This is a genomic window from Mycobacterium sp. ITM-2016-00316, from assembly GCF_002968335.2.
Lineage (GTDB): Bacteria > Actinomycetota > Actinomycetes > Mycobacteriales > Mycobacteriaceae > Mycobacterium.
Genome location: NZ_CP134398.1, coordinates 1,259,076 through 1,282,410, shown reverse-complemented (window position 1 = coordinate 1,282,410; position 23,335 = coordinate 1,259,076). Strand labels below are relative to the sequence as shown.

The window sequence follows — 23,335 nt, the reverse complement described above, 5'->3', positions numbered from 1 at the left end:
TGAACAGGTGTTTGCGCAGGTCATCGTCACTTGTCGGTACCGGGGTGCACCATGGAGGACGTGCCCGCCCAGATCGACCCGCTGGCCCGGTTCAGTCCGCTGACCCGGGACTGGTTCCGTGGCACCTTCCCGGCCCCCACCGCGGCCCAGGAACAGGCCTGGTCGGCGATCGCCGACGGGGACAACACGCTGGTCATCGCCCCCACCGGCTCGGGCAAGACATTGGCCGCCTTCCTGTGGGCGATCGACGACCTGGCCCAGCATCCCGGCGAGCCGGCTGCCGGTACCCGTGTCCTCTACGTCTCACCGCTCAAGGCACTGGCCGTCGACGTCGAACGCAATCTGCGCACCCCGCTGACCGGACTGGCCCGGGTGGCCGAACGCGCGGAGGTGCCCGCACCGAGCATCACGGTCGGCGTCCGCTCCGGGGACACCACCCCCAAGGACCGCCGCGACCTGATCTCCAGGCCCCCCGACATCCTGATCACCACCCCCGAATCACTGTTCCTGATGCTCACCTCGGCGGCGCGCGACACCCTGGCCGATGTGCGCACCGTGATCATCGACGAGGTGCACGCCGTCGCCGCCACCAAACGCGGTGCACACCTTGCCGTTTCGCTGGAACGGCTGGACGCCATGTTGGAGCGGCCGGCGCAGCGGATCGGGTTGTCGGCGACGGTGCGCCCCGCCGAGGAGGTCGCCCGGTTCCTGGCCGGGACGGCTCCGACCACCATCGTCGCCCCGCCTGCGGACAAGACCTTCGAACTGCAGGTCCAGGTTCCGGTGCCGGACATGACGAATCTGACCGAGGGCTCGATCTGGCCCGATGTCGAGGAACGCATCGTCGACCTGGTCGAGGCGCACCACTCGTCGATCGTGTTCGCCAATTCGCGCCGCCTCGCCGAACGTCTCACCTCACGGCTCAACGAGATTCACGCCGAACGCAACGGTGTCGAACTGTCGGGCGGGCACAACACGAAGGTGGCCGGCGGCGCGCCGGCACACGTCATGGCCAGCGGGCAGAGCTTCGGCGCCCCGACGGTGCTGGCCAAGGCCCACCACGGCTCGGTCAGCAAGGAGCAGCGCGCCCTGGTCGAAGATGACCTCAAGAGTGGGCGGCTCAAGGCAGTCGTCGCCACCTCCAGCCTGGAACTCGGTATCGATATGGGCGCCGTGGACCTGGTCATCCAGGTGTCGGCGCCGCCGTCGGTGGCCAGCGGCCTGCAGCGCGTCGGCCGGGCCGGGCACCAGGTCGGTGAGATATCCCAAGGCGTGCTCTTCCCCAAGCATCGCACCGATCTGATCGATTGCGCCGTCACGGTGGAGCGGATGCGGGCCGGCCAGATCGAGACCATGCGGGTGCCGGCGAACCCACTGGACGTGCTCGCCCAGCACACCGTGGCCGCCGCGGCACTCGAACCGCTGGACGCCGATGCCTGGTTCGATACGGTGCGGCGGAGCGCCCCCTTTGCGAGCCTGCCGCGCAGCGCCTTCGAGGCGACGCTGGATCTGCTGTCAGGGAAGTACCCATCGACCGAATTCGCCGAGCTACGCCCGCGACTGGTCTATGACCGCGATGCCGGAACCCTGAACGCACGGCCCGGCGCCCAGCGGCTGGCGGTCACCTCCGGTGGTGCCATCCCGGACCGCGGCATGTTCACCGTCTACCTCGCGTCCGAGTCCGAAAAGCCCTCACGCGTAGGTGAACTCGACGAAGAGATGGTCTACGAGTCGCGGCCCGGCGATGTGATCTCGCTGGGGGCCACCAGTTGGCGCATCACCGAGATCACTCACGACCGGGTGCTGGTGGTGCCCGCACCGGGCCTGCCCGCGCGGCTACCGTTCTGGCGTGGTGACAGTGTCGGCCGCCCCGCCGAACTCGGCGCGGCGGTCGGCGCGTTCACCGGCGAACTCGCCCAACTGAGCTCTGACGACTTCCGGAAACGATGCCAGGAAACCGGATTCGACGAGTTTGCCACCGATAATCTGTGGCAACTGCTCGACGAGCAGCGCCAGGCCACCGGCGCGGTCCCCAGCGACACCACCCTGATCGTGGAGCGCTTCCACGACGAGTTGGGCGACTGGCGGGTGATTCTGCACTCGCCCTACGGCTTACGCGTGCACGGCCCGTTGGCGCTGGCGGTCGCGCGGCGGCTGCGGGAACGCTACGGCATCGATGAGAAACCGACCGCCTCCGACGACGGCATCATCGTGCGCCTGCCCGATGGCGGCGACGATCCACCCGGGGCTGAGCTCTTCGTGTTCGACGCCGACGAGCTGGAACCGATCATCACCGACGAGGTCGGAGGCTCGGCGCTGTTCGCATCCCGCTTCCGTGAGTGCGCCGCCCGGGCACTGCTGCTGCCCCGCCGCCACCCCGGAAAGCGGTCCCCGCTGTGGCACCAACGCCAACGCGCCGCGCAGCTGCTCGACGTGGCCCGCAAGTATCCCGAATTCCCCATCGTGCTCGAGACCGTCCGGGAATGCCTGCAGGATGTCTACGATGTGCCCGCGCTGACGGAGGTGATGAACAGGGTCGCCCAGCGCAAGATCCGGCTGTTGGAGGTCGAGACCGCCACGCCCTCACCGTTCGCCGCCGCCGCACTGTTCGGGTACGTCGGCGCATTCATGTATGAGGGCGACAGCCCGCTGGCCGAAAGGCGCGCCGCCGCACTGTCGTTGGACACCGTGCTGCTGGCCGAGTTGCTGGGCCGGGTGGAACTGCGCGACCTGCTCGACCCCGATGTCGTCACCGCGACGACCAGGCAGCTGCAACATCTCGATGTCGATCGAGCCGTCCGCGACGCCGAGGGGGTTGCCGATCTGCTGCGCCTGCTCGGGCCGCTCACCGAGGCCGAGATCGTCGAACGCTGCGTGCAGGACGATATCGGCGGTTGGCTGGAAGGGTTGCGGGCAGCCCGCCGGGCACTGACGGTGTCCTACGCGGGCTCGACGTGGTGGGTGACTGTCGAAGACGTCGCGCTGCTCCGGGACGGAGTCGGGGTCGCGGTACCGGTCTGGGTGCCGGCCAGCCTCACCGAAACCGTCACCGACCCCCTTGGCGATCTGCTCGGGCGCTACGCGCGCACCCGCGGACCCTTCAGCACCGAGGATGCTGCCGCCCGGTTCGGGCTGGGTATCCGGGTGACCGCCGACGTGTTGGGCAGACTTGCCGGTGACGGCCGGTTGATCCGCGGCGAGTTCACCGAGGCGATCGCCGGATCCTCCGGGCAGTGGTGTGACACCACGGTTCTCAAGATTCTCCGGCGCCGGTCATTGGCGGCCTTGCGCGCCGCGGTGGAACCGGTCAGCACCGCGGCGTACGGCCGGTTCCTACCTGCTTGGCAGCATGTCGGCTCCACCCGCAACCGTGGGGTGGACGGTCTGGCCGTCGTGATCGAGCAGTTGGCCGGCCAGGCACTGCCGGCCTCGGCGATCGAGACACTGGTGTTCCCCCAGCGGGTGGCCGACTACCAACCCGCCATGCTCGACGAGCTGCTGGCCTCCGGTGAGGTGACCTGGTCGGGTATGGGTCAGATCGCCGGGTCCGACGGCTGGATCGCCTTCCACCTCGGCGATTCGGCGCCGATGACGCTCGCTCCGCCCGCCGAGATCGAGTTCAACGACCATCACCGCGCCATCATGGCGTCACTCGGCCACGGTGGCGCCTACTTCTTCCGCCAACTGGTCGACGGATCGTCCGAGGGCGACCTGAAAACAGCGCTGTGGGAACTGATCTGGGCCGGCTGGGTGACCGGTGACACGTTCGCCCCGGTGCGCGCCCTGCTGTCGGGCCCACGCCGCACCGGCGCCCCGTCACACCGTCAACGCCAGCGCCCCCCACGACTGAGCCGCTACAGCCTGACCCAGGGCCAGCCGCGCACCGACCCGACGGTGGCCGGCCGCTGGTCGGCATTGCCCGCCGCCACCCCGGATTCCACGGTGCGCGCACACTTCCAGGCCGAGCTGCTGCTGAACCGCTTCGGCGTGCTCACCCGAGGTGCCGCCGATGGCGTGCCCGGCGGCTTCGCGATGCTGTACAAGGTGCTCACCGCCTTCGAGGACGCCGGGCGCTGCCAGCGCGGCTATTTCGTGGAATCACTCGGCGGCGCCCAGTTCGCCGCGGCGTCCACCGTCGACCGGCTGCGGTCGTATCTGGACGGTATCGACCCGCAGCGTCCGGAGTTGCACGCCGTGGTGCTGGCAGCCACCGACCCCGCCAATCCGTACGGCATGGCGCTGCCGTGGCCGGATGACACCGAGGTGACACACCGCCCGGGACGCAAGGCCGGGGCACTCGTCGCGCTGGTCGACGGACAGCTGGTGTGGTTCCTGGAGCGCGGCGGTAAGTCGCTGCTCAGCTTCGGCGCCGAGCCCGAAGCCCAGGCGGCCGCCGCAGCCGCTCTGGCGAACCTGGTCGCGTCGGGACGGATCCCGTCACTGCTGGTGGAACGCATCAATGCGGTGACCGTGCTCGATCCCGGCGCCGGTGCGGAGCACGCCATCGTGATGGAGGCACTTGTCACCGCCGGTTTCGCCCGCACACCGCGGGGGCTTCGCCTGCGCTGAACTTGTCAAAAGTGACAAAACTTGCGGCGCGGCTGGCCGATACTCCGAGCATGGTCTCGCTCATCGTTCACCTCGTTCTGGGCATCGGCGTCATCGCCTGGATCGTGCGCGCCAACCACCAGGTTTTCGCCCGCCCCGCCGATGGCGGCGCGATGTTCTCACCGCTCGAAATCCTGTTCTACGTCATCGGCATGGCATCGGTCGCTCTCGGCTACTACTTCAACCACCAGTTCGTCGCGACCTATGCAGTCGAGGGCGGCAACCCGATCTGGGGTCCCGGCAGCTGGCAACAGTTCATCGTGCTCGGTTACGCGAACCCGGCAGCCGCATCGGCCAGCCAGGACTACACCATCATCAACGTCATCCTGTTGCCGCTGTTCACGATCATCGACGGTCACCGGCGCGGCATCAAACGCCCGTGGCTGTACTTCGTGTCCAGCCTGTTCACCAGCTGCGCGTTCGCCTACGCGTTCTACTTCGCCACCCTGGACCGGGTGCACCGGCAGCAGAAGGCGCTCACCACCGTCTGAATCTGTTCGCGAAGGCGTGAGCATGTTCAATGGGTTATGCCCGAAGGTGACACCGTCTTCCGTACTGCCGCCAAGCTGCGCGAGGCGCTGGTCGGGAAAACGCTGACCCGTTGCGACATCCGGGTACCCCGCCATGCGACGGTGGACCTGACCGGGCAGGTCGTCGAGGAGGTCCTCAGCCGCGGGAAGCATCTGTTCATCCGGGTGGGCGAGGCCAGCATCCATTCTCATCTCAAGATGGACGGCAGCTGGGTGATCGGCGGGTTCCGCGGTCCCCAGCACCGGATCCGGATCGTGCTGGGCACCGCCGACACCGCGGCGTTCGGGATCGATCTGGGCATCCTGGACGTCCTGGCACGCGACCATGATCAGGACGTGGTCGCCCACCTCGGACCCGACCTGCTCGGCCCGGACTGGGATCCGCAACGTGCGGCGGCGAACCTGATCGCCGAGCCGGATCGCCAACTCGCCGACGCCCTGCTGGATCAGCAGGTGATGGCCGGTGTCGGAAACGTCTTCGCCAACGAACTGTGTTTCGTGTTGGGCCGCGGCCCCGAAGCACCCGTGAGCTCCCTTGCCGATCCCCTACGAGTCGTGCAGCGCGCGCGGGAGATGTTGTGGGTGAACAGGAACCGGCCGAATCGCATCATCACCGGCAATACCCGCCGCGGTCAGCAGTTCTGGGTGTACGGCCGGGCCGGAGAGCCATGTCGCCGCTGCCGTACCCCCATCAGGAGGGACGACAGCGGCGACCGGATCAGATATTGGTGCCCGAACTGTCAAGCAGCCTGAAACACTTCGGATTCCGCAGTGGCCGGCTTACGGTCCGGCAGAGCCAGCCGCAGGATCTTCTTGACCACCGTCCCGAACTGCTTGTACAGCGGTCCACTGTTGTAGGGCAGGCCGTAGCGCTCGCAGATCTCGCGGACCTCCACCGAGATCTCGGCGTGCCGGTGGGCCGGGATGTCCGGGAACAGGTGGTGCTCGATCTGGAAGGACAGATTGCCCGACAGAATGTGGAACCACTTGCCGCCCGTCAGGTTCGCCGAGCCGAGCAGCTGGCGGAAGTACCACTGGCCGCGTGATTCGCTCTTGGTCTCCTCGATGGAGAATTCCTGCGTCCCTTCCGGGAAATGCCCGCAGAAGATGATCATGTAGGACCACACGTTGCGCATCAGATTCGCGGTCAGATTGCCGGTGAACACCCACGGCGCGAACGGCCCGGCCAGCAGCGGGAACGCCACATAATCCTTCAGCGTCTGCTTCTTGGTCTTCTGCCAGATGCCGCGGATGATGTCGCGCTTGTCGGCAACGCTGATCTCGCCGGAGCGGATGCGTTCGGTCTCCAGCTCATGCAGCGCCACGCCGTACTGGAACAGCACCATCAGCAGGAACGCGTACACCGGGTTACCCAGGTAGTACGGCGACCACCGCTGGTCCTCGCTCATCCGCAGGACGCCGTAGCCGATGTCGCGATCCATGTCGACGATATTGGTGTAGGTGTGGTGCATGTAGTTGTGCGAGTGCCGCCACTGATCGGACGGGCAGGCGTTGTCCCACTCGAACGCCTTGCTGGCCAACGCCGGATCACCGGTCCAGTCGTACTGGCCGTGCATGATGTTGTGGCCGATCTCCATGTTGTCGAGGATCTTGGCGATCCCGAGCATGGCGGTGCCGGCCAGCCAGAACGGCGGGAAGATGCCACCGAACAGCAGGGCCCGGCCACCGACCTCGAGGGTGCGCTGAGCCTTGATGACCTTGCGGATGTAGGTGGTGTCGCGCTCGCCGAGATCGGCGACCACGCGCTCGCGGATCGCGTCGAGTTCGGCACCGAACGCGTCGGCCTGCTCGGGGGTCAGGGAGTACTTGTCGGAGCGCACCGCGCGGTTGCGGATGGTGGCCTGGGAAATGTCTTCCGGGCGAGCGGAGCGACGGGAAATATCCTCGGGGCGAACGGAAATTGTGTCAGTCATTGCTGTTCCTTCCGGTCTCAGAGATCGATGGCGACGTCACCGACGGCGGCGGTGACGCATATCTGGATGTCTTCACCATCAGCGGTGGACACCGCTCCGGTGATGAGGTTTCGTACGGCACCGCTCTTCTTGAAGCGGGTGCAGCTGTGGCAGATGCCCATTCGGCAGCCGCTCTCCGGGTTGAGCCCGGCGGCCTCGGCCTGGGCCAGCAGCGGCTGACCGTCATCGACGACCTCCACGCCGCTGTCGGCGAAGGTGATGGTGCCGCCGCTGGTTTCGGTGGGTAGCGCGAACTCGGGGGGCACGAAGCTCTCCGAGTACGCCTGCGGGAAGAGCTCCCGCACGGCCTCGATGAGCACCGCGGGACCGCATACGAACACGGCATCCGGGTCGGGCATCGCGGCCGCCAGGTGCTCGGGCCCGAACCGGCCGTCCAGCTCGGAGCCGGCGGTGTCGCGGGTGTAGCCGTGCAGCACCCGGACGCCGGGCAGCGCGTCGAGTTCCTGCCGATAGCAGGCCTCCGCGGCGGAACGCGCGTAGTGAATGAAGGCGATCTCTCCGGAGAATCCCTCGGTACGCAGCGTGCGCACCATGGACAGCACCGGGGTGATGCCGCTGCCGCCGGAGACGAACAGGATGCGCCGCGGACGAACGGCCGGCATCACGAAGTCGCCGCCGACGGAGTCCAGGCCCACGACCATGCCGGGCCGGGCGTGATCGCAGAGGTAGGTGGACACCAGGCCCTCGTCGTGCCGGCCGATGGTCAGTTCGATCAGCGGGCTGCCTTCGGCGCTTGCCGGTGAGTAGCAGCGGGTGCGGCGACGGCCGTCGATCTCGACGGAGAGGTTGATGTGCTGGCCGGCGCGAAAGCCGGCGAAGGCGCGGTTGGGCTGCAGCGTCAGGGTGACGCTGCGTGACGTCTGACGGCGGACGGCGACGACGCGTGCGCGGGCCTGTCCCTGCGTCCAGGTCGGGTCGACGATCTCGGTGTAGCGGTCGACACCATGGGGTCCGGTGAGCAGGTTCAGCAGCGAGGACCGGGACATCCGCCGCGTCAATGTTTCGGTGAACATATGTACACTCTGATCGTGCTAGAGGTTGTTGGTCAAGGAAAATCTGCAGGCTGTGATGGGCGCAACATAGTGAACACTCGTACTCTTGAATCACAAACAACTGATAACGGCATCGACGGAGCTCAGGCCGGGTATACGCCGGTAGGCTCTGTGGTTGTGGCAAGTGACGTTTCGAGATCGCGAGCGGGTCGATCAGACCGCTCAAGCAAGTCACGCTCGCGAGACACGCTGTCGCGCGACGAACGCAAGGAAGTCACCCGCCGCGCGATCGTCGCCGCCGCCCTGCATCTGCTGGAGGAAGGCAGCTTCACCGGCCTGAGCCTGCGCGAGGTCACCCGCGAAGCGGGCATCGTGCCCGCCGCGTTCTACCGGCACTTCGATTCCATGGAGTCCCTCGGCCTCGTTCTCATCGACGAATCGTTCCGCTCCCTGCGGGACATGCTCCGCGGCGCACGGGCCGGCAAGCTCGACCCCAACCATGTCATCGACTCGTCCGCCGAGATCCTGATCGCCGGTATCAGCGAGCGCCGCGAGCACTGGCGCTTCATCACCCGCGAACGGTCCAGCGGCACCGCCTCCCTGCGCTACGCGATCCGTACCGAAATACGGCTGCTCACTTCCGAACTCGCGATCGACCTGGCCCGGTTTCCCGGGCTGAAGAACTGGAGCAGCGAGGACCTCAACATCCTGGCCAACCTGTTCGTCAACGCGATGATCTCCATCGCCGAACTGGTCGAGGATGTCGCCGACCCGGCAGCGCTGGAGGCGATCAAACAGACCGCGATCAAACAGATGCTGATGATCGCCGTCGGTGTCCGAGGATGGCGCAGCGACGCCACATAGTGTGTCGCACATGTCACAACTGGAGCTGACCCATCCGCGGCCCGAGATCGCCGTGATCACGCTCAACCGACCGGAGAAACTCAACGCGTTGTCCTCGACGCTGGTGGAAGAGCTGCACGGCACCCTCGACGCCATCAAGGCCGACAACGACTGCCGGGTGGTGGTGCTGACCGGTGCCGGTCGCGGATTCTGTGCCGGCCTGGACCTCACCGACCCCAACCCGCCGGCGGTCTCGGCAGGCCTGGAGGCGCCCCGCGCCGGGATGCGCTGGCAGGAACGTATCGCCGAGCTGACCGTGAAACTGCATCGGTTGCGCCAGCCGGTGATCGCCGCGGTGAACGGCCCCGCCTACGGCGGCGGCTTCGCGCTGGCCATGGCCGCCGATATCCAGATCGCGGCCCGCTCGGCGCGATTGTGCACACAGTTCATCAAGCTGGGCATCGGGGGCTGCGATATCGGCGTCAGCTACACCCTGCCGCGCATCATCGGCGCCGGACCCGCGTTCGATCTGATCCTCACCGCGCGCACCGTGGAGGCCGATGAAGCCCTGCGCCTGGGCCTGGTGTCCCGGATCTCCCCGGACGACGCGGTCCTGCAGGACGCCCTCGAGATCGCGGTAACGCTGTGCGGTTACGGCAAGTTCGGCCTGGAGTCCACCAAGCAGGTGCTGTGGGCCAACCTCGACGCCGGCAGCCTGGAGAACGCGCTGCACGTCGAGAACCGCAGCCAGATCCTGGCCGGCACCAGCGGTGAGATGCGGGCCTTCGCCCAGGCCTTCGCCGACCGCAAGAAGGACTAGCGGGGCGTCCCGCCACCATCGACGATGACGACCTGACCGGTCATATAGCTGCCGGCACCCGAACACAGCAGCAGCGCCGCACCGACCATCTCGTCGGGCGAGGCGAGCCGCTTCATCAGGGTGCCCGCGGCCATCGCGTCGATGGCCTGCTGAGGGTTGTTGCGCATCATGTCGGTGTCGACGGGCCCGGGCGCAATGGCGTTGACCCGGATTCCCGACGGCGCGAGTATGGCCGCCATCGACCGGGTCACCGACATCAACGCCGCTTTGCCGGACGCGTATATCGCCAATGACGGTGCGAAATTGAAAGCGCCGACGGACACCATGTTCAGCACCGCGGCCGACGAACTCTCTTTGAGGTGCGGTAATGCATGCTGCACCAGAAATACCGGGCCCTGCAGATTGACGGAATACGACTTGGTCCACGCTTCGGGCGTCATCTCACCCAGCGGCTGAGCGAGGGCGTTGGCGGCGTTGTTGACCACCACGTCGACACCGCCGAACTCCTCCACGGTGGCCGAGACCAACGCGGCAAGCGAGTCGGGATCACCGACGTGTGTCGGGACGCCGAGAGCCTGCCCGCCCAGCCCACGCAAGTGCTCGGCGGCCGCCTCGCACGCGTCGTCCTTCCGACTTGCCACCACCACTCGCGCACCGGCCAAGATGAATCCCTGCGCCAGCGCCAGACCGATGCCGCGAGTGCCGCCGGTCACAATCACCGTGCGATCCGACATGTCGAACAGTTGGTCAAATCCGGTGCGATCCACGCCGGTCAGTAGATCAGATCATTGCTGTCAGGTGCAGTGACCCGCCGTTCAGCAACCATCGGCGAACGACGATGGCAGCCCTGGCAAGGTCACTGCTACGTCACACATAGGTGGCCCTCCGCTGTGAAACACCGCGCTTGCGACTAATCTCAGTCGGAACCGGGGATACCTACCGCAAGGTTGATCCCGTCACTCTGGAGGTGGAATGCAGATCGCTGGGCGCGGGTTCGGCAAAATTGCCGGTTCTGTTCTGCATCGCCGCAACTACCTCGCTGCACGCAACATGCTGCGGGTTTACGAGCATCCCTGGGAGATCTTCCGGCGCTACCTCACCGGCTCTGGCACCTATCCCACCATCGTCCGCGTCCGTACCCCGCTGGGCTGGGTGTCGCTGCAGTTGTACACCGCGCATGACGTGTTGACGGTGAACGAGATCTTCTGCCGATCCGACTACCACGCCGACACCACCGACCGCGTCATCGTCGATTTCGGCTCCAACATCGGCATTTCGGCGGCGTACTTCCTGTCCCGAAGCCCGGAGGCGTTCACCTACCTCTTCGAGCCGCTGCCACGCAACGTCGCGCGCCTGCAGAACAACCTGCGCCCGTTCGAGGATCGCTACGCGCTGCAGGAAGTGGCGGTCGGCGCCGTTGCGGGCGAGGTCGAATTCGGCTTCGAGGAAACCGGCCGCTATGGCGGCGTGAACGCCGAACTCGGCAATTCACTGACCGTGACATGTGTCAATTCGCAGCAGATTTTGCGCGACGTGGTGGAAAAGCACGGCCATATCGACATCCTGAAGATCGATATCGAAGGATTGGAAGCGGCCGTCATCGGCAATATTCCGGTCGATTTGGCGCGCAATATCAAAAAGCTCTACGTCGAATGGCTCTTCGCCGAGAACCCGCTGGCACAGACGCACACGTTGCAGCACTGGGGCGGTATCGCCCAGTTCACGCTCAAGGAGAGCTGACCTCCTCAGACGGTGCAATCGACGCCGGCGACGTCACGCGCGATGACGCACGCCGACGGGTTGGACAACTTCCATGCGCCGTCCTGATTGATCCAGTAGATGTTGTGCGTCTTGGTGCCGAACAGCGGGATCGTCACCGCGATCTGCGCGTCCACCTGTTCGCCGTTGAGCACCGGATTCTGCACCTGCCAGTTGACCATGCCGCTATAGGCATTCAGCCGGTTGGCGATGTTGTCCGCGGTCGGTACCGCGGCGTCCCCGCCTGCCAGCTTGGCGGCGCGGACGGCGGCCGGGGCACCGGTATTCAGTACCTGCTGCAACTCCGCGGTCAGCTCCTGCGCGCTGGGGGCCACGGGCGCAGCCCACGCAGCACCCGTCCCACCCATGACCCCCACAGCCAACATCGACAACGCAGCCACCGCAGCACGCATGAACGAACCCTTCCGAAACAATCGAGCCGACCCGTGGCCCACCAGACCACGTCGGAGGCCGCCCGGCAAGACCTACGTCCCGGCGAGCAATGCCCTGCCGCTGGTGAACCGTCGCGGCTCGCCGCTGAGCGGGTCCTCGAACTCGAGCGTGTGCGCCAGCAGCTGCAACGGCCGGGTGAAATCGTCGGCTGCCACCTCGATCACGTGCGGATACAGGGAGTCGTTGTCGATCGGCACACCGAGCGAGGCCATGTGCACCCGCAGTTGGTGGGTGCGGCCGGTGCGCGGTGTCAGCCGGTACAACCCGCCGTGGAGGCGTTCGACGTAGGTTTCGGCGTTCGGATCACCGGGCTCCTCGTAGGCCTGTAATTGGCCGCGCACCTTGATGATCCGGCTGCTCACCACCGCCGGAAGCTCGATCGTGGGTGTGCCGGTGGCGCGGGCGAGATAGGTCTTACGAGTTTTTTGCTCGGCGAACAGGGTCTGGTACGCGCCACGCACCTCGCGCCGCACCGTGAACAGCAGCACCCCGGCCGTGAGCCGGTCCAACCGGTGTGCGGGGCTCAATTCCGGCAGGCCGAGCTCGCGCCGCAGGCGCACCACCGCGGTCTGCACGACGTGCCCGCCGCGGGGCATGGTGGCCAGGAAATGCGGCTTGTCGACCACCACAATGTCGTTGTCGCGGTGCAGGATCGGCATCTCGAACGGGACCGGAACCTCGTCGGGCAGGTCGCGATAGAGGTAGACGACGGCACCGGGCGGCAGCACCGTCGACGCCTCGACCACCGTGCCGTTCGCGCAGACCACTTCCCCGGCAAGAACTTTGGTGGCTGCGCCCTCGCCGAACCGGTCGGCGAGTTCGACGAGCACCGCACCACCGCGCAGGCGTATCCGCGTCGGTCCCAGCCCGTCACGGTCGGGCAGCGGGGCGCTCAATTCAGTGGGACCGGTTCCAGAATCTCCGCGCGCGCCTCGGGTGCCGCGGCCCGCAGGGCGTCCGCAGATTCGTCATCGGGCTGCGTCTGCGACATCACCTCGGCCTCGACGCGGGCCAGGTACGTCGCCACCTCGCGGTCGACGTCCTCGGCGCTCCACCCCAGAACGGGCGCTATCGTCTCGGCCACCTCGCGCGCACAGTCCACACCGCGGTGTGGGTACTCGATGGAGATCCGCATCCGCCTGGCCAGGACGTCCTCCAGGTGCAGCGCCCCCTCGGCGGCCGCGGCATACACCGCCTCCACCTTCAGATAGACCGGTGCGTCGGTGATCGGTTCCAGCAGTTCGGGTTTGCCGTCGGCAGTCGAGAGCACCTCGCTGATCAGCGAACCGTAACGGTCCAGAAGGTGGCGCACCCGGTACGGATGCAGGCCGTAGTGTGTGCCGACGTGCTCGGTCTGGTTCACCAGCGCGAAATACCCGTCGGCGCCGACCAGTGGCACCTTCTCGGTGATGGACGGCGCCACCCGGGTGGGCACGAATTCGGCGGCCGCGTCGATCGCGTCCTGCCCCATCACCCGGTAGGTGGTGTACTTCCCGCCGGCGATCGCGACCAACCCGGGCGAGGGCACCGCGACGGCGTGTTCCCGCGAGAGCTTCGACGTCGACTCGCTCTCACCGGCCAGCAGCGGACGCAGACCGGCGTACACACCGTCGATGTCGTCGTGGGTCAACGGCGTCGCCAGCACCGTGTTGACCGTCTCGAGGATGTAGTCGATATCCGCTTTGGTCGCCGCCGGATGGGCAAGGTCGAGATTCCAGTCGGTGTCGGTGGTGCCGATGATCCAGTGCGTGCCCCACGGAATGACGAAGAGCACCGACTTCTCGGTGCGCAGGATGATCGCGACCTCGCTGACGACGCGGTCACGCGGGACCACGATGTGCACCCCCTTGGAGGCGCGCACCCGGAATCGGCCGCGTTCCTTGGACAACGCCTGGATCTCGTCGGTCCACACACCCGTGGCGTTCACCACGACATGCCCGCGAACGTCGGTCACCGCGCCGTTCTCGGAGTCACGCACCTTCACCCCGGTCACCCGGTCACCCTCGCGCAGCAGCGCCACCACCTGCGTGGAGGTCCGCACCACGGCACCGTAGTGCGCTGCGGTCCTGGCCACCATCATGGTGTGCCGGGCGTCGTCGACCACGGTGTCGTAGTAGCGGATTCCGCCGATGAGTGAACTGCGCTTGAGCCCAGGCGCCAGCCTCAGCGCGCCCGCCCTGAGCAGATGCTTCTGCGCCGGCACGGATTTCGCGCCACCCAGCTGGTCGTAGAGGAAGATGCCGGCCGCGATGTAGGGGCGTTCCCACACCCGCTTGGTCAGCGGGAACAGGAACGGCAGCGGCTTCACCAGGTGCGGGGCCAGGGTCGTGAGCGACAACTCGCGTTCGTGCAGCGCCTCGCGCACCAGACCGAACTCCAGCTGTTCCAGATAGCGAAGGCCGCCGTGGAACATTTTGGAGCTCCGGCTGGACGTACCCGACGCGAAGTCGCGGGCCTCGACGAGCGCGACCTTCAGTCCGCGGGTCGCCGCGTCCAGGGCCGCACCGGCACCGACCACACCACCGCCGATGACGACGACGTCGAACTGTTCGCTGCCGAGCCGTTCCCAGGCTGCCGCTCGCTGGGTGGGCCCGAGCTGGGCTTGCGCAGTGCCTGAGATCGGGTCGGTCACGCCTTCGAGCCTACGTGGCACAACCGGCCGATGTGGGCCGTCAGGGACCAGTCCTCGCCTTTAGTCGAGGTCGTCGTGGGCCATCAGACGGCGCGCGGCTTCCACCGTCGAACCGGACAGCGACGGGTACACCGAAAGAGTCTGGGCCAGGTCGGTGACGGTCAGGTTGTTCTGCACCGCCAAGGCGATTGGCAGGATGAGCTCGGAGGCGATCGGCGCCACCACCACGCCGCCGATCACTACACCGGTGGCCGGCCGACAGAAGATCTTGACGAAGCCGCGCCGCAGCAGCGACATCTTCGCGCGGGCATTGGTGGTCAACGGCAGCATCAAGGTGCGCGCCGGTACCGCGCCGCTGTCGATCGAGGTCTGCGGGACGCCGACGGCAGCGATCTCCGGGCGGGTGAACACCGCGGCTGCCACCGTGCGCAACCGGATCGGCGACACGCCCTCACCGAGTGCGTGGTACATCGCGATGCGGCCCTGCATCGCGGCGACCGAGGCCAGCGGCAGCAGACCGGTGCAGTCGCCGGCGGCGTAGATCCCCGGCGCGGTGGTGCGCGACACCCGGTCCACACTCAGGTAGTTGCCCGGTCCGAGCTCGATGCCGACCCGGTCCAGGCCCAGGCCGCCGGTGTTGGGCACCGAGCCGACCGTCATCAGGGCATGGCTGCCCTCGACCACGCGCCCGTCGGCCATCGCGACCTTGATGCCGTTCTCCGTGCGGGTCACCGAGTCGGCGCGGGCGTTCTTCACCAGCTTCACGCCGCGTTCGGCGAAGGCCTCCTCCAGCACGGCGGCGGCATCGGAATCCTCGTGCGGCAGGATCTGGTCGCGGCTGGCCACCACCGTCACCTTCACCCCGAGCTCGGTGTAGGCGCTGCAGAACTCCGCGCCGGTCACACCCGAGCCCACGATCACCAGGTGCTCGGGCAGCTCGGTCAGGTCGTAGAGCTGGCGCCAGTTCAGGATGCGCTCACCGTCGGGCCGGGCGTTGGGAAGTACCCGCGGCGTGGCACCGGTGGCGATGAGGACCACGTCGGCCTTGAGCACGCCGCTCTTGCCGTCGGTGGCGGTGACCTTGACCCGGTGGTGCGCCATGCCGGGGACGTCGTCGACGAGCTCGCCGCGGCCGCGCACGACCGAGACCCCTTGGCTGAGCAGCTGTGAGCCGATATCCGCGGACTGGGACCTGGCCAACGTCTTGACCCTGTTGTGGATCTGTCCCAGCGAGATCTTGGCGTCGTCGATGGCGATGTCGAAGCCCAGGCCGTTGGCGCGGCGCAGTTCGGTGCGCACACCGGTGGACGCGATGAACGTCTTGGACGGGACGCAGTCGAACAGCACGCAGGCGCCGCCGATGCCGTCGGAGTCGACGACGGTCACCTGGACGGCCGGTCCGCGGGCCGCGGCGACGAGGGCTGCCTCATATCCGGCGGGACCGCCGCCGATGATCACGATGCGGGTGGGCACGGTGATAAACGTAGTGGGTCGCTGCGCTCGCGCCCACATGACCGATCCGCCGGGTCGCTGCGCTCCTGCCCGCCGTACCTATCTCCCGGGTCGCTGCGCTCCTGCCCGCCGTACCCTTTAAAGTTGGGCCCGTGCCGCTCTACGCCGCTTACGGATCGAACATGCATCCGGAACAGATGCTGCAGCGGGCTCCGCATTCACCGATGGCGGGGACCGGCTGGCTGTATGGCTGGCGGCTGACCTTCGGCGGTGAGGACCTCAGCTGGGAGGGCGCGCTGGCGACCCTGGTCGAGGACCCGTTGTCCCGGGTGTTCGTCGTGCTCTACGACGTCACCCCCGAGGACGAGGAGAACCTGGACCGCTGGGAGGGGTCCGAGCTCGGGTTCCACAAGAAGATCCGCTGCCGGGTGGACCGCCTGACCTCCGACACCACCACCGACCCGGTGCTCGCCTGGCTGTACGTCGTGGACGCCTGGGAGGGCGGTGTGCCGTCGGCGCGCTACCTCGGGGTGATGGCCGACGCCGCGGAGATCGCAGGCGCCCCCGCGGAGTACGTGCACGAACTGCGCATCCGTCCCGCGGGCAACGTCGGGCCCGGCACTTAGACCACTCGGCCAAGTCGCAATGTCACTCTGACAGCGTCGTCATGCATATATATCCACGGCGACGCTGTCAGAGTGACATTTGCCCGCGCTACACGAGGCCGGACTGCTCGACCAGGTTGACCATCGTGCGCACACCCACCGCCAGTGCACGCTCGTCCAGGTCGAAGGTCGGCTGGTGCAGGTCCAGCTGAGCGCCCTTCCCCGACCACACCCCCAGGCGTGCCATCGCGCCGGGCACCTCCTCCAGGTACCAGGAAAAGTCCTCGCCGCCCCCGGACTGATGGGTGTCGGCCAGCGCGGTCGGCCCGAGCGCCTCGATCGCATGGGTGAGGATGCGGGTGGACACCTCTTCGTTGACCACCGGCGGCACGCCCCGGCGGTAGTTCACGCTGTACTCCACGGCCAGCGGCGCCAGCAAGGACGAAACAATATCGCCGACAAGCGATTCCAGAGTCAGCCAGGTTTCGCGGCTGGAGGTCCGGATGGTGCCCGCCAGCGTGCCGGTCTGCGGGATCGCATTGGCCGCCACGCCGGCGTTGACCGCGCCCCACACCATGACGGTGCTCTTACGGGGGTCGATACGCCGTGACAACACCCCGGGCACACCGGTGATCAGGGTGCCCAGCGCGTACACCAGGTCACCGGTCAGGTGCGGCCGGGACGTGTGCCCACCGGGCGAATGCAGGGTGATCTCGATCGAATCGGCCGCCGAGGTGATCGGGCCCAGTCGCACCGCCACCTTGCCCACCTCCAGGCGGGGATCGCAGTGCAGCGCGAAGATCCGCGCCACACCGGCCACCGCTCCGGCCGCGACGGCGTCGATCGCGCCGCCGGGCATCAGTTCCTCGGCCGGCTGGAAGATCAGCCGCACGCCCACCGGCAGTTCGGGCGCCGACGCCATCGCCAGCCCGGCTCCGAGCAGCACGGCGGTGTGCCCGTCGTGCCCGCAGGCGTGGGCCACGCCGGGCACCGTCGACGAGAACGGCAGGCCGGTGCGCTCCGCCATCGGCAGTGCATCCATATCGGCGCGCAACGCGACACGCGGACGGTCCTCCGGCCCGAAATCACATGTCAGGCCGGTGCCCCCGGGCAACACCTTCGGGTTCAGGCCGGCATCGGCCAGTCGGGTCGCGACGAATTCGGTGGTCGCGAACTCCTGACGGCCGAGTTCGGGATGCGTGTGGATGTGGCGGCGCCAGGCCACCAGGTCATCGTGGTGGGCGGCCAGCCACGCGTCGGTGTGTGTACGCAGGGTCATGACGCCCTCCGCCGGACCTGTGCCTCCAACACCCGTTCACGTTCGACATCGTTCTGCGCCAACGCAACGACGGTGCGCGCCAACATGATCGACCCGTCGATGACCGCCTTGTCCGCGCTGGGCCCGGCAGCGGCGGCCGCGAACTGCGGCTGGTGCAGCGAGGCACCGCCGGCGTCGATGCCCACCACCGGGTGGATACCCGGCAGCACCTGGGTGACGTTGCCCATATCGGTACTCCCCAACGGCAAGGCCGCCTCCAATTCCACCGGCAGCGGATGCCGGCCGTTGCGGATCATCTCGGCGCGGAACACCTCGGCCAGGAACCGGTCGGGCGCCAGCGCGTCATAGGGTGGCGCGGTCTCCCGGACACCGTGCTCGCAACCGGTGGCCACCGCGCCGGATGCGAAACACCCGGCCATCTTCGCCTCCAGCAGACGAAGCGAATCCATATCGGTGGCGCGCATCGTGTACTTCATTTCGGCATGTGCAGGAATGACATTGGTGGCCTGACCGCCGTTGGTGACGATGCCGTGCATCATCTGCCCGGGCGCGAGCTGCTGACGCAGCAGCCCGACGGCCACCTGGGCTACGGTGACCGCGTCGGCGGCGTTGACACCCAGGTAGGGCGCGACCGCGGCGTGCGACTCACGCCCGGTGTAGCTGACCGCGACCTCGGAGAGCGCCAGCGAACGGGCCGCGGCCATGTCGGCGGGCCCCGGGTGCAGCATGACCGCCGTGGCGATGTCGTCGAATGTTCCGGCGTTGAGCAGCAACACCTTTCCGCCGCCGGCCTCCTCGGCGGGCGTGCCGATGAGGACGACCGTCAGATCCAGTTCGTCGGCTACCTCGGCGAGCGCCAGCGCGGTGCCCACCGCCGAGGCCGCGATGATGTTGTGCCCGCAGGCGTGCCCCATCTCGGGCAGCGCGTCGTATTCCGCGCAGATGCCGATCACCAGGGAGCCGCTGCCGTACTCGGCACGGAACGCGGTGTCCAGGCCGCCGGGCGCGGCCTCGATGGCGAACCCCCGTTCGGCGACCAGCGCCTGAGTCTTGGCGCAGCTGCGGTGCTCGTCGAATGCGAGTTCCGGTTCGGCGTGGATGTCGTGCGACAGAGCGACGAGGTCACCGCGGCGGCGGTTGACGGTGTCCTCGACGATCGACGACGCGCTACCCGTGGACATCCTGGCAGTATCTCACTCGTGTCAGATCCACAAGCGGCCGCCAATGAGGCCGCCACCGCGATCAGCGAACAAACCGGGGTGCCCACCCACGACATCGCCCTGGTGCTCGGGTCGGGCTGGGCGCCGGCGCTGAGCGCGCTGGGCGAGCCGACGGCGTCCGTGCCGATGGCCGACCTGCCCGGATTCACCCCGCCCACCGCGGCCGGGCACCGCGGTCAGGTGCATTCGGTCACCGTCGGCACGCACCGGGTGCTGGTGCTGGTCGGGCGCATCCACGCCTACGAGGGCCATGACCTGCGGCACGTGGTGCATCCGGTGCGGACCGCGTGCGCCGCCGGGGCCGGCACCGTCATCCTCACCAACGCCGCGGGCGGGTTGCGCCCCGAGTACGGCGTCGGCCAGCCGGTGCTGATCAGCGATCACCTCAACCTGACGGCCCGCTCCCCGCTGGCCGGTGCGCAGTTCGTCGACCTTGTCGACGCGTACGCCCCCCGCCTGCGCACGATCGCGCGCGAGATCGACCCCACGCTGGCCGAGGGTGTCTACGCCGGGCTGCCCGGGCCGCACTACGAGACGCCCGCGGAGATCCGGATGCTGCGCACCCTGGGCGCCGATCTGGTCGGCATGTCCACGGTGCACGAGACGATCGCCGCCCGCGCCGCCGGTGCCGAGGTGCTCGGGGTGTCGCTGGTGACGAACCTGGCCGCGGGCATGACGGGTCAGCCGCTCAGCCATGACGAGGTGCTGGAGGCGGGCCGTCAGTCGGCGGCCCGGATGGGCGCGCTGCTGGCCGGGGTGATCGCGCGGCTCTGAAGTATCCGGTCAGACAGCGCTGCAGGGTCGGCCCGATCCACTCGACCACCTCGTGACGTGTCATCTCACGCAGCGGCGGGAACGCCGGCACACAGCGGTAGTGCGCCATCCCGAGCACCCGTGAGGCGGCCACGTTGCCGCACAGCCGATCATCTACCGGCGAGTGCGGCGCGAGGCCGCAAGCGGTCGCTGACCCGCACGATGGCCTTGGCCAGTAACGGCGCGGCGAACAACATCAGCAGGATGCGCACCACCTGCGCGGCGATGATGAAGGTGACGTTGGACCCGGTCTCGACGGCGGTGGCCAGGACCGCATACACCCCACCCGGACTGGTGGCCAGATACCCCTCGAGCGGGGTCAGCCCGGCGAAGCGGGCCAGTAACACGCCGAGACCGGCGGTGGCGACGGTCAGCACCACGATCAGTGCCAGCGCCGCCGGAAGCGTGCGTCCGACCGCACGCAGCGAATCACGGGTGAACGCCACGCCGGCCTGCCATCCGATCACCAGGTAGCCGACCTGAACCAGCATGGCTGGCACGGTCAACTCGAAGGGCACCGGACTCAGTTGCAGCACCACCGTCAGCGCCAGCGGCCCGAGCAGCCCGGCACCGGGCAACCGGACCAATCTGCCGGCCGTGGCTCCGACCAATACCAGACCGACGAGCACCAAGACGCTGAGATACCAAGGTAACGAGGTGGATTGGTCTACCAGTGCGGCGTGATGGGTGCGCTCGGCGCGATAGATCACGGTGACGGCGATCGGCATGGAGGCCGTCACCAGTGCCACCCGCAGATACTGCACGACGGCCACCACGCGGTCGTCGGCACCGAGTTCGCGGGCGATGGCCACCAGCCCGGAGGCCCCGCCGGCGACCATGGCCAACGAACCGGTCAACGGACTGACGTCGCGGCGCAGACCGAGCAGCGCGCCGGACACCACGCTGATGAACAGGGTCGCCACGGCCACGCCGAGCACGATCAGCCAGTGCGGCCCCAGTGCGCCCACGGCGTCGCGCGACACCATGGTGCCGATGTAGGCACCGAGCACCCCTTGGGCACCGATGCCCACCGTGCGCGGCACCGCCGCGGGGGCCAGATTCGCCAGCGCGAGGACGATGCCGACCACGAGGGCGGCGAACAGGCCCGCCGAGGGCACGCCGAGCGCGGTGAGCGGAATCGTGGCCGCGACACTGACCGCCGCCAGCAGTACCCACTTGGCCATCGCGCGCCACTTCCCCATCGACACGACCTCCTCCTCGATAGCAAGTATGCCCTTGTCTTTATCGAGCCACAAACTGGGGTCTTACTGAATATTAGTAAGGTATAACTTGGTATATGGCACTGCCTGACACCTCGACAGCGACCGAATTGCGGGAATCGGTGATGGCGGTCGCCCGCCAACTGCGGCGTCATCGACCCGATCACGGCCTGACCTTGAGCCAGATGCAGGTACTGGCCGAAGTGACCCGCACCGGCGCCGCCACCCCTGCCGAACTGGCCGCCCGGATGCAGGTCCGCGTGCAGTCCCTGACCGACAGCATCAACGGACTCGCCGCGGCCGGACTGGTGTCCCGCCGCGCCGACGACGGTGATCGGCGACGCCAACTCGTCGAACTCACCGGCGAAGGGCGCGCGCTGCTGGCCGCCGACCGTGCCGAACGCGACGCGTGGCTGGATACCGCCATGCGGGAGAGCCTCACCGAACTCGAGTTCGGGCTGCTGCTTCTGGTGGCCCCGGTGTTGCGCAAGCTGGCCGACGCCGACACAGGCACAATCGGGACATGACCTCGGCACAGGACTGGATCGCGCACGACCCCGACCCGGTCACCGCCGCGGAACTGGCGTCCTGCGATGCCGATGAGATCGCCCGCCGGTTCGCGCACCCGCTGACGTTCGGCACCGCAGGATTGCGCGGACCGCTGCGCGGCGGCCCGGACGGTATGAACCTGGCCGTCGTCATGCGCACCACCTGGGCGTTGGCCCGGGTCCTCAAGGACAGCTGCCTGGGCGGCTCGCCCGTGGTCGTCGGCCGCGACGCCCGGCACGGTTCCGAACAGTTCGCCAGGGCTGCGGCGGAAGTCCTTGCCGCCGAAGGGTTTACCGTCACCTATCTCTACACCCCGGCGCCGACGCCGGTACTGGCGTTCGCCGTGCGGCACCTCGGCGCGGCGGCCGGTGTGCAGATCACCGCATCGCACAACCCGCCGGCCGACAACGGTTACAAGGTCTTCGTCGACGGCGGCCTGCAGATCGTCTCCCCCACCGACCGGGAGATCGAATCGGCGATCACCCGCGCCCCGTATGCCGACGAAATCGCCCGCTCCCCGGTCGAACCGGCCGGCGCCGACCTCGTCGCGGCCTACCTGGAGCGCGTCGCGACCGTGCGCCGTGCGGCCGGCAACGTCCGGCTGGCACTCACCCCGATGCACGGGGTCGGTGGTGAGTTCGCACTGGATGCACTGGCGTTGGCGGGAATCGACGATGTGCACGTCGTCGATGCACAGTTCGCCCCCGACCCGGACTTCCCCACCGTCGCCTTCCCCAACCCCGAGGAGCCCGGCGCCACCGACCTGCTGCTGACGCTGGCCGCCGAAGTGGGCGCCGAGGTCGCGATCGCGTTGGATCCCGACGCGGATCGCTGCGCGGTCGGCATACCCGACGGGGGAACACACGGCTGGCGCATGCTGACCGGTGACGAAACAGGTTGGCTGCTCGGCGATTACCTGCTATCACTGCGCAACGATCCGGCATCGGCACTGGTGGCCAGCACGGTGGTGTCCTCCCGGATGCTGGCCGCCATCGCCGCGGGATACGGGGCTCAGCACGCCGAGACCCTCACCGGGTTCAAGTGGCTGGCCCGCGCCACCGCGCCCGGTGCCGCACTGATCTATGCCTACGAGGAGGCGATCGGGCACTGCGTCGACCCGGATGCCGTGCGCGACAAGGACGGCATCAGCGCCGCCGTGCTGATCTGCGATCTGGTGACGTCACTGCGATCGCAGGGGCGCACGCTGACCGGCGCACTGGACGAGCTGGCCCGGCGGCACGGTGTGCACCTCACGTCGTCGGTCTCGCGCCGGGTGCAGGATGCGGGTGTGGCGATGGCGGCGCTGCGCGCCGACCCCCCTGCCCGTCTTGCCGGTATCGCAGTGCACCTGGAGGACCTGGGGCAGCGCCGCGGCCTGCAACGCACCGATGCGCTGGTGTTCACCGGCGACGGAATCCGGGTGGTGGTGCGGCCGTCGGGCACCGAGCCGAAACTGAAGTCGTATATCGAGGTGCGCCGCGCGCCGACCGACGACCTGTTCACTGCACGCGCGCGGGCCGAGCAGCTGCGCACCGAACTGGTGGCCGCCGTCTCGATGTGGTGACGC

The 23,335-nt window shown here is 68.0% G+C and carries 21 protein-coding genes; 10 read left to right on the top strand and 11 right to left on the bottom strand.

Translation table 11 applies throughout. The features are described from left to right. Positions 1–60: 60 nt before the first annotated feature. Genes C6A86_RS06155 through nei2 form a run of 3 tightly spaced genes read left to right on the top strand, consistent with a single transcriptional unit; the run spans position 61 to position 5,891 of the window. A complete protein-coding gene (locus tag C6A86_RS06155; RefSeq protein ID WP_396834821.1) occupies positions 61–4,569 on the top strand; it encodes an ATP-dependent helicase in 4,509 nt (1,502 codons plus the stop codon). Between the two features lie 50 nt (positions 4,570–4,619). Then, the gene (locus tag C6A86_RS06150; RefSeq protein ID WP_105365004.1) at positions 4,620–5,099 is read left to right on the top strand and encodes a DUF2834 domain-containing protein; all 480 of its coding nucleotides are present in this window, start codon (positions 4,620–4,622) and stop codon (positions 5,097–5,099) included. A gap of 36 nt (positions 5,100–5,135) precedes the next feature. Then, positions 5,136–5,891, top strand: a complete 756-nt coding sequence (gene nei2 / locus C6A86_RS06145; RefSeq protein WP_105365005.1) for an endonuclease VIII Nei2 — start codon at positions 5,136–5,138, stop codon at positions 5,889–5,891. Here the strand turns inward: nei2 and C6A86_RS06140 are convergent. Together C6A86_RS06140 and C6A86_RS06135 are read right to left on the bottom strand one after the other, a co-directional pair. Further along, entirely contained in the window at positions 5,879–7,072 is a 1,194-nt protein-coding gene (locus C6A86_RS06140; protein ID WP_396834818.1) for a fatty acid desaturase family protein, read from the bottom strand. The two genes, nei2 and C6A86_RS06140, sit on opposite strands and share 13 nt — an antisense overlap. A gap of 17 nt (positions 7,073–7,089) precedes the next feature. Beyond that, positions 7,090–8,145, bottom strand: coding sequence for a ferredoxin reductase (locus C6A86_RS06135; RefSeq protein WP_105365006.1), 1,056 nt, complete (start codon positions 8,143–8,145; stop codon positions 7,090–7,092). 156 nt (positions 8,146–8,301) lie between these two features. On the opposite strand from C6A86_RS06135, the gene C6A86_RS06130 reads away from it, so the two are divergent. Both C6A86_RS06130 and C6A86_RS06125 read left to right on the top strand, forming a co-directional pair. Then, positions 8,302–8,988: a TetR family transcriptional regulator gene (locus C6A86_RS06130; protein WP_199196326.1), complete on the top strand. Its 687-nt coding sequence runs from the start codon at positions 8,302–8,304 to the stop codon at positions 8,986–8,988. Positions 8,989–8,998: 10 nt separating this feature from the next. Beyond that, positions 8,999–9,787: an enoyl-CoA hydratase/isomerase family protein gene (locus C6A86_RS06125; RefSeq protein ID WP_105365029.1), complete on the top strand. Its 789-nt coding sequence runs from the start codon at positions 8,999–9,001 to the stop codon at positions 9,785–9,787. Here the strand turns inward: C6A86_RS06125 and C6A86_RS06120 are convergent. Beyond that, complete coding sequence (locus C6A86_RS06120; RefSeq protein WP_105365008.1) at positions 9,784–10,554, bottom strand: SDR family NAD(P)-dependent oxidoreductase; 771 nt, start codon at positions 10,552–10,554, stop codon at positions 9,784–9,786. The two genes, C6A86_RS06125 and C6A86_RS06120, sit on opposite strands and share 4 nt — an antisense overlap. A 205-nt stretch (positions 10,555–10,759) precedes the next feature. Between C6A86_RS06120 and C6A86_RS06115 the strand changes: the two genes are divergently transcribed. Then, positions 10,760–11,527, top strand: coding sequence for an FkbM family methyltransferase (locus C6A86_RS06115; protein ID WP_105365009.1), 768 nt, complete (start codon positions 10,760–10,762; stop codon positions 11,525–11,527). Between the two features lie 5 nt (positions 11,528–11,532). Here C6A86_RS06115 and C6A86_RS06110 read toward each other — a convergent pair whose 3' ends face one another. From C6A86_RS06110 to C6A86_RS06095, 4 genes are all read right to left on the bottom strand, one after another. Next, a complete protein-coding gene (locus C6A86_RS06110; RefSeq protein WP_105365010.1) occupies positions 11,533–11,958 on the bottom strand; it encodes a hypothetical protein in 426 nt (141 codons plus the stop codon). Between the two features lie 72 nt (positions 11,959–12,030). Then, positions 12,031–12,894 carry a pseudouridine synthase gene (locus C6A86_RS06105; RefSeq protein ID WP_105365011.1) on the bottom strand — a complete coding sequence of 288 codons (864 nt, stop codon included), beginning with the start codon at positions 12,892–12,894 and terminating at the stop codon, positions 12,031–12,033. Next, on the bottom strand, positions 12,891–14,630 hold the full coding sequence (locus tag C6A86_RS06100; RefSeq protein WP_105365012.1) for a glycerol-3-phosphate dehydrogenase/oxidase: 1,740 nt from the start codon (positions 14,628–14,630) through the stop codon (positions 12,891–12,893). The genes C6A86_RS06105 and C6A86_RS06100 overlap by 4 nt, the downstream gene beginning before the upstream one ends. A gap of 60 nt (positions 14,631–14,690) precedes the next feature. Continuing rightward, entirely contained in the window at positions 14,691–16,103 is a 1,413-nt protein-coding gene (locus tag C6A86_RS06095) for an NAD(P)H-quinone dehydrogenase (protein WP_105365013.1), read from the bottom strand. A gap of 131 nt (positions 16,104–16,234) precedes the next feature. On the opposite strand from C6A86_RS06095, the gene C6A86_RS06090 reads away from it, so the two are divergent. Beyond that, positions 16,235–16,708, top strand: a complete 474-nt coding sequence (locus tag C6A86_RS06090; RefSeq protein WP_105365014.1) for a gamma-glutamylcyclotransferase — start codon at positions 16,235–16,237, stop codon at positions 16,706–16,708. An 88-nt stretch (positions 16,709–16,796) separates the two neighbouring features. Here C6A86_RS06090 and C6A86_RS06085 read toward each other — a convergent pair whose 3' ends face one another. Next, complete coding sequence (locus tag C6A86_RS06085; protein ID WP_105365015.1) at positions 16,797–17,966, bottom strand: amidohydrolase; 1,170 nt, start codon at positions 17,964–17,966, stop codon at positions 16,797–16,799. After that, positions 17,963–19,147, bottom strand: a complete 1,185-nt coding sequence (locus C6A86_RS06080; protein ID WP_105365016.1) for a M20 family metallopeptidase — start codon at positions 19,145–19,147, stop codon at positions 17,963–17,965. The genes C6A86_RS06085 and C6A86_RS06080 overlap by 4 nt, the downstream gene beginning before the upstream one ends. 18 nt (positions 19,148–19,165) lie before the next feature. Here C6A86_RS06080 and C6A86_RS06075 point away from each other — a divergent pair, with 18 nt between their 5' ends. After that, positions 19,166–19,960 (top strand): purine-nucleoside phosphorylase, encoded by a 795-nt coding sequence (locus C6A86_RS06075; RefSeq protein ID WP_105365017.1) that lies wholly within the window; start codon positions 19,166–19,168, stop codon positions 19,958–19,960. On the opposite strand, the gene C6A86_RS06070 is transcribed toward C6A86_RS06075, so the two are convergent. Both C6A86_RS06070 and C6A86_RS06065 read right to left on the bottom strand, forming a co-directional pair. After that, on the bottom strand, positions 19,875–20,069 hold the full coding sequence (locus C6A86_RS06070) for a hypothetical protein (protein WP_158263304.1): 195 nt from the start codon (positions 20,067–20,069) through the stop codon (positions 19,875–19,877). The genes C6A86_RS06075 and C6A86_RS06070 overlap by 86 nt on opposite strands. 40 nt (positions 20,070–20,109) lie before the next feature. After that, positions 20,110–21,201, bottom strand: coding sequence for an AbrB family transcriptional regulator (locus C6A86_RS06065; RefSeq protein ID WP_233213147.1), 1,092 nt, complete (start codon positions 21,199–21,201; stop codon positions 20,110–20,112). 95 nt (positions 21,202–21,296) lie between these two features. Here C6A86_RS06065 and C6A86_RS06060 point away from each other — a divergent pair, with 95 nt between their 5' ends. Then, on the top strand, positions 21,297–21,746 hold the full coding sequence (locus C6A86_RS06060) for a MarR family winged helix-turn-helix transcriptional regulator (protein WP_105365019.1): 450 nt from the start codon (positions 21,297–21,299) through the stop codon (positions 21,744–21,746). Next, on the top strand, positions 21,743–23,332 hold the full coding sequence (locus C6A86_RS06055) for a phospho-sugar mutase (RefSeq protein WP_105365020.1): 1,590 nt from the start codon (positions 21,743–21,745) through the stop codon (positions 23,330–23,332). The genes C6A86_RS06060 and C6A86_RS06055 overlap by 4 nt, the downstream gene beginning before the upstream one ends. Positions 23,333–23,335 lie beyond the last annotated feature (3 nt).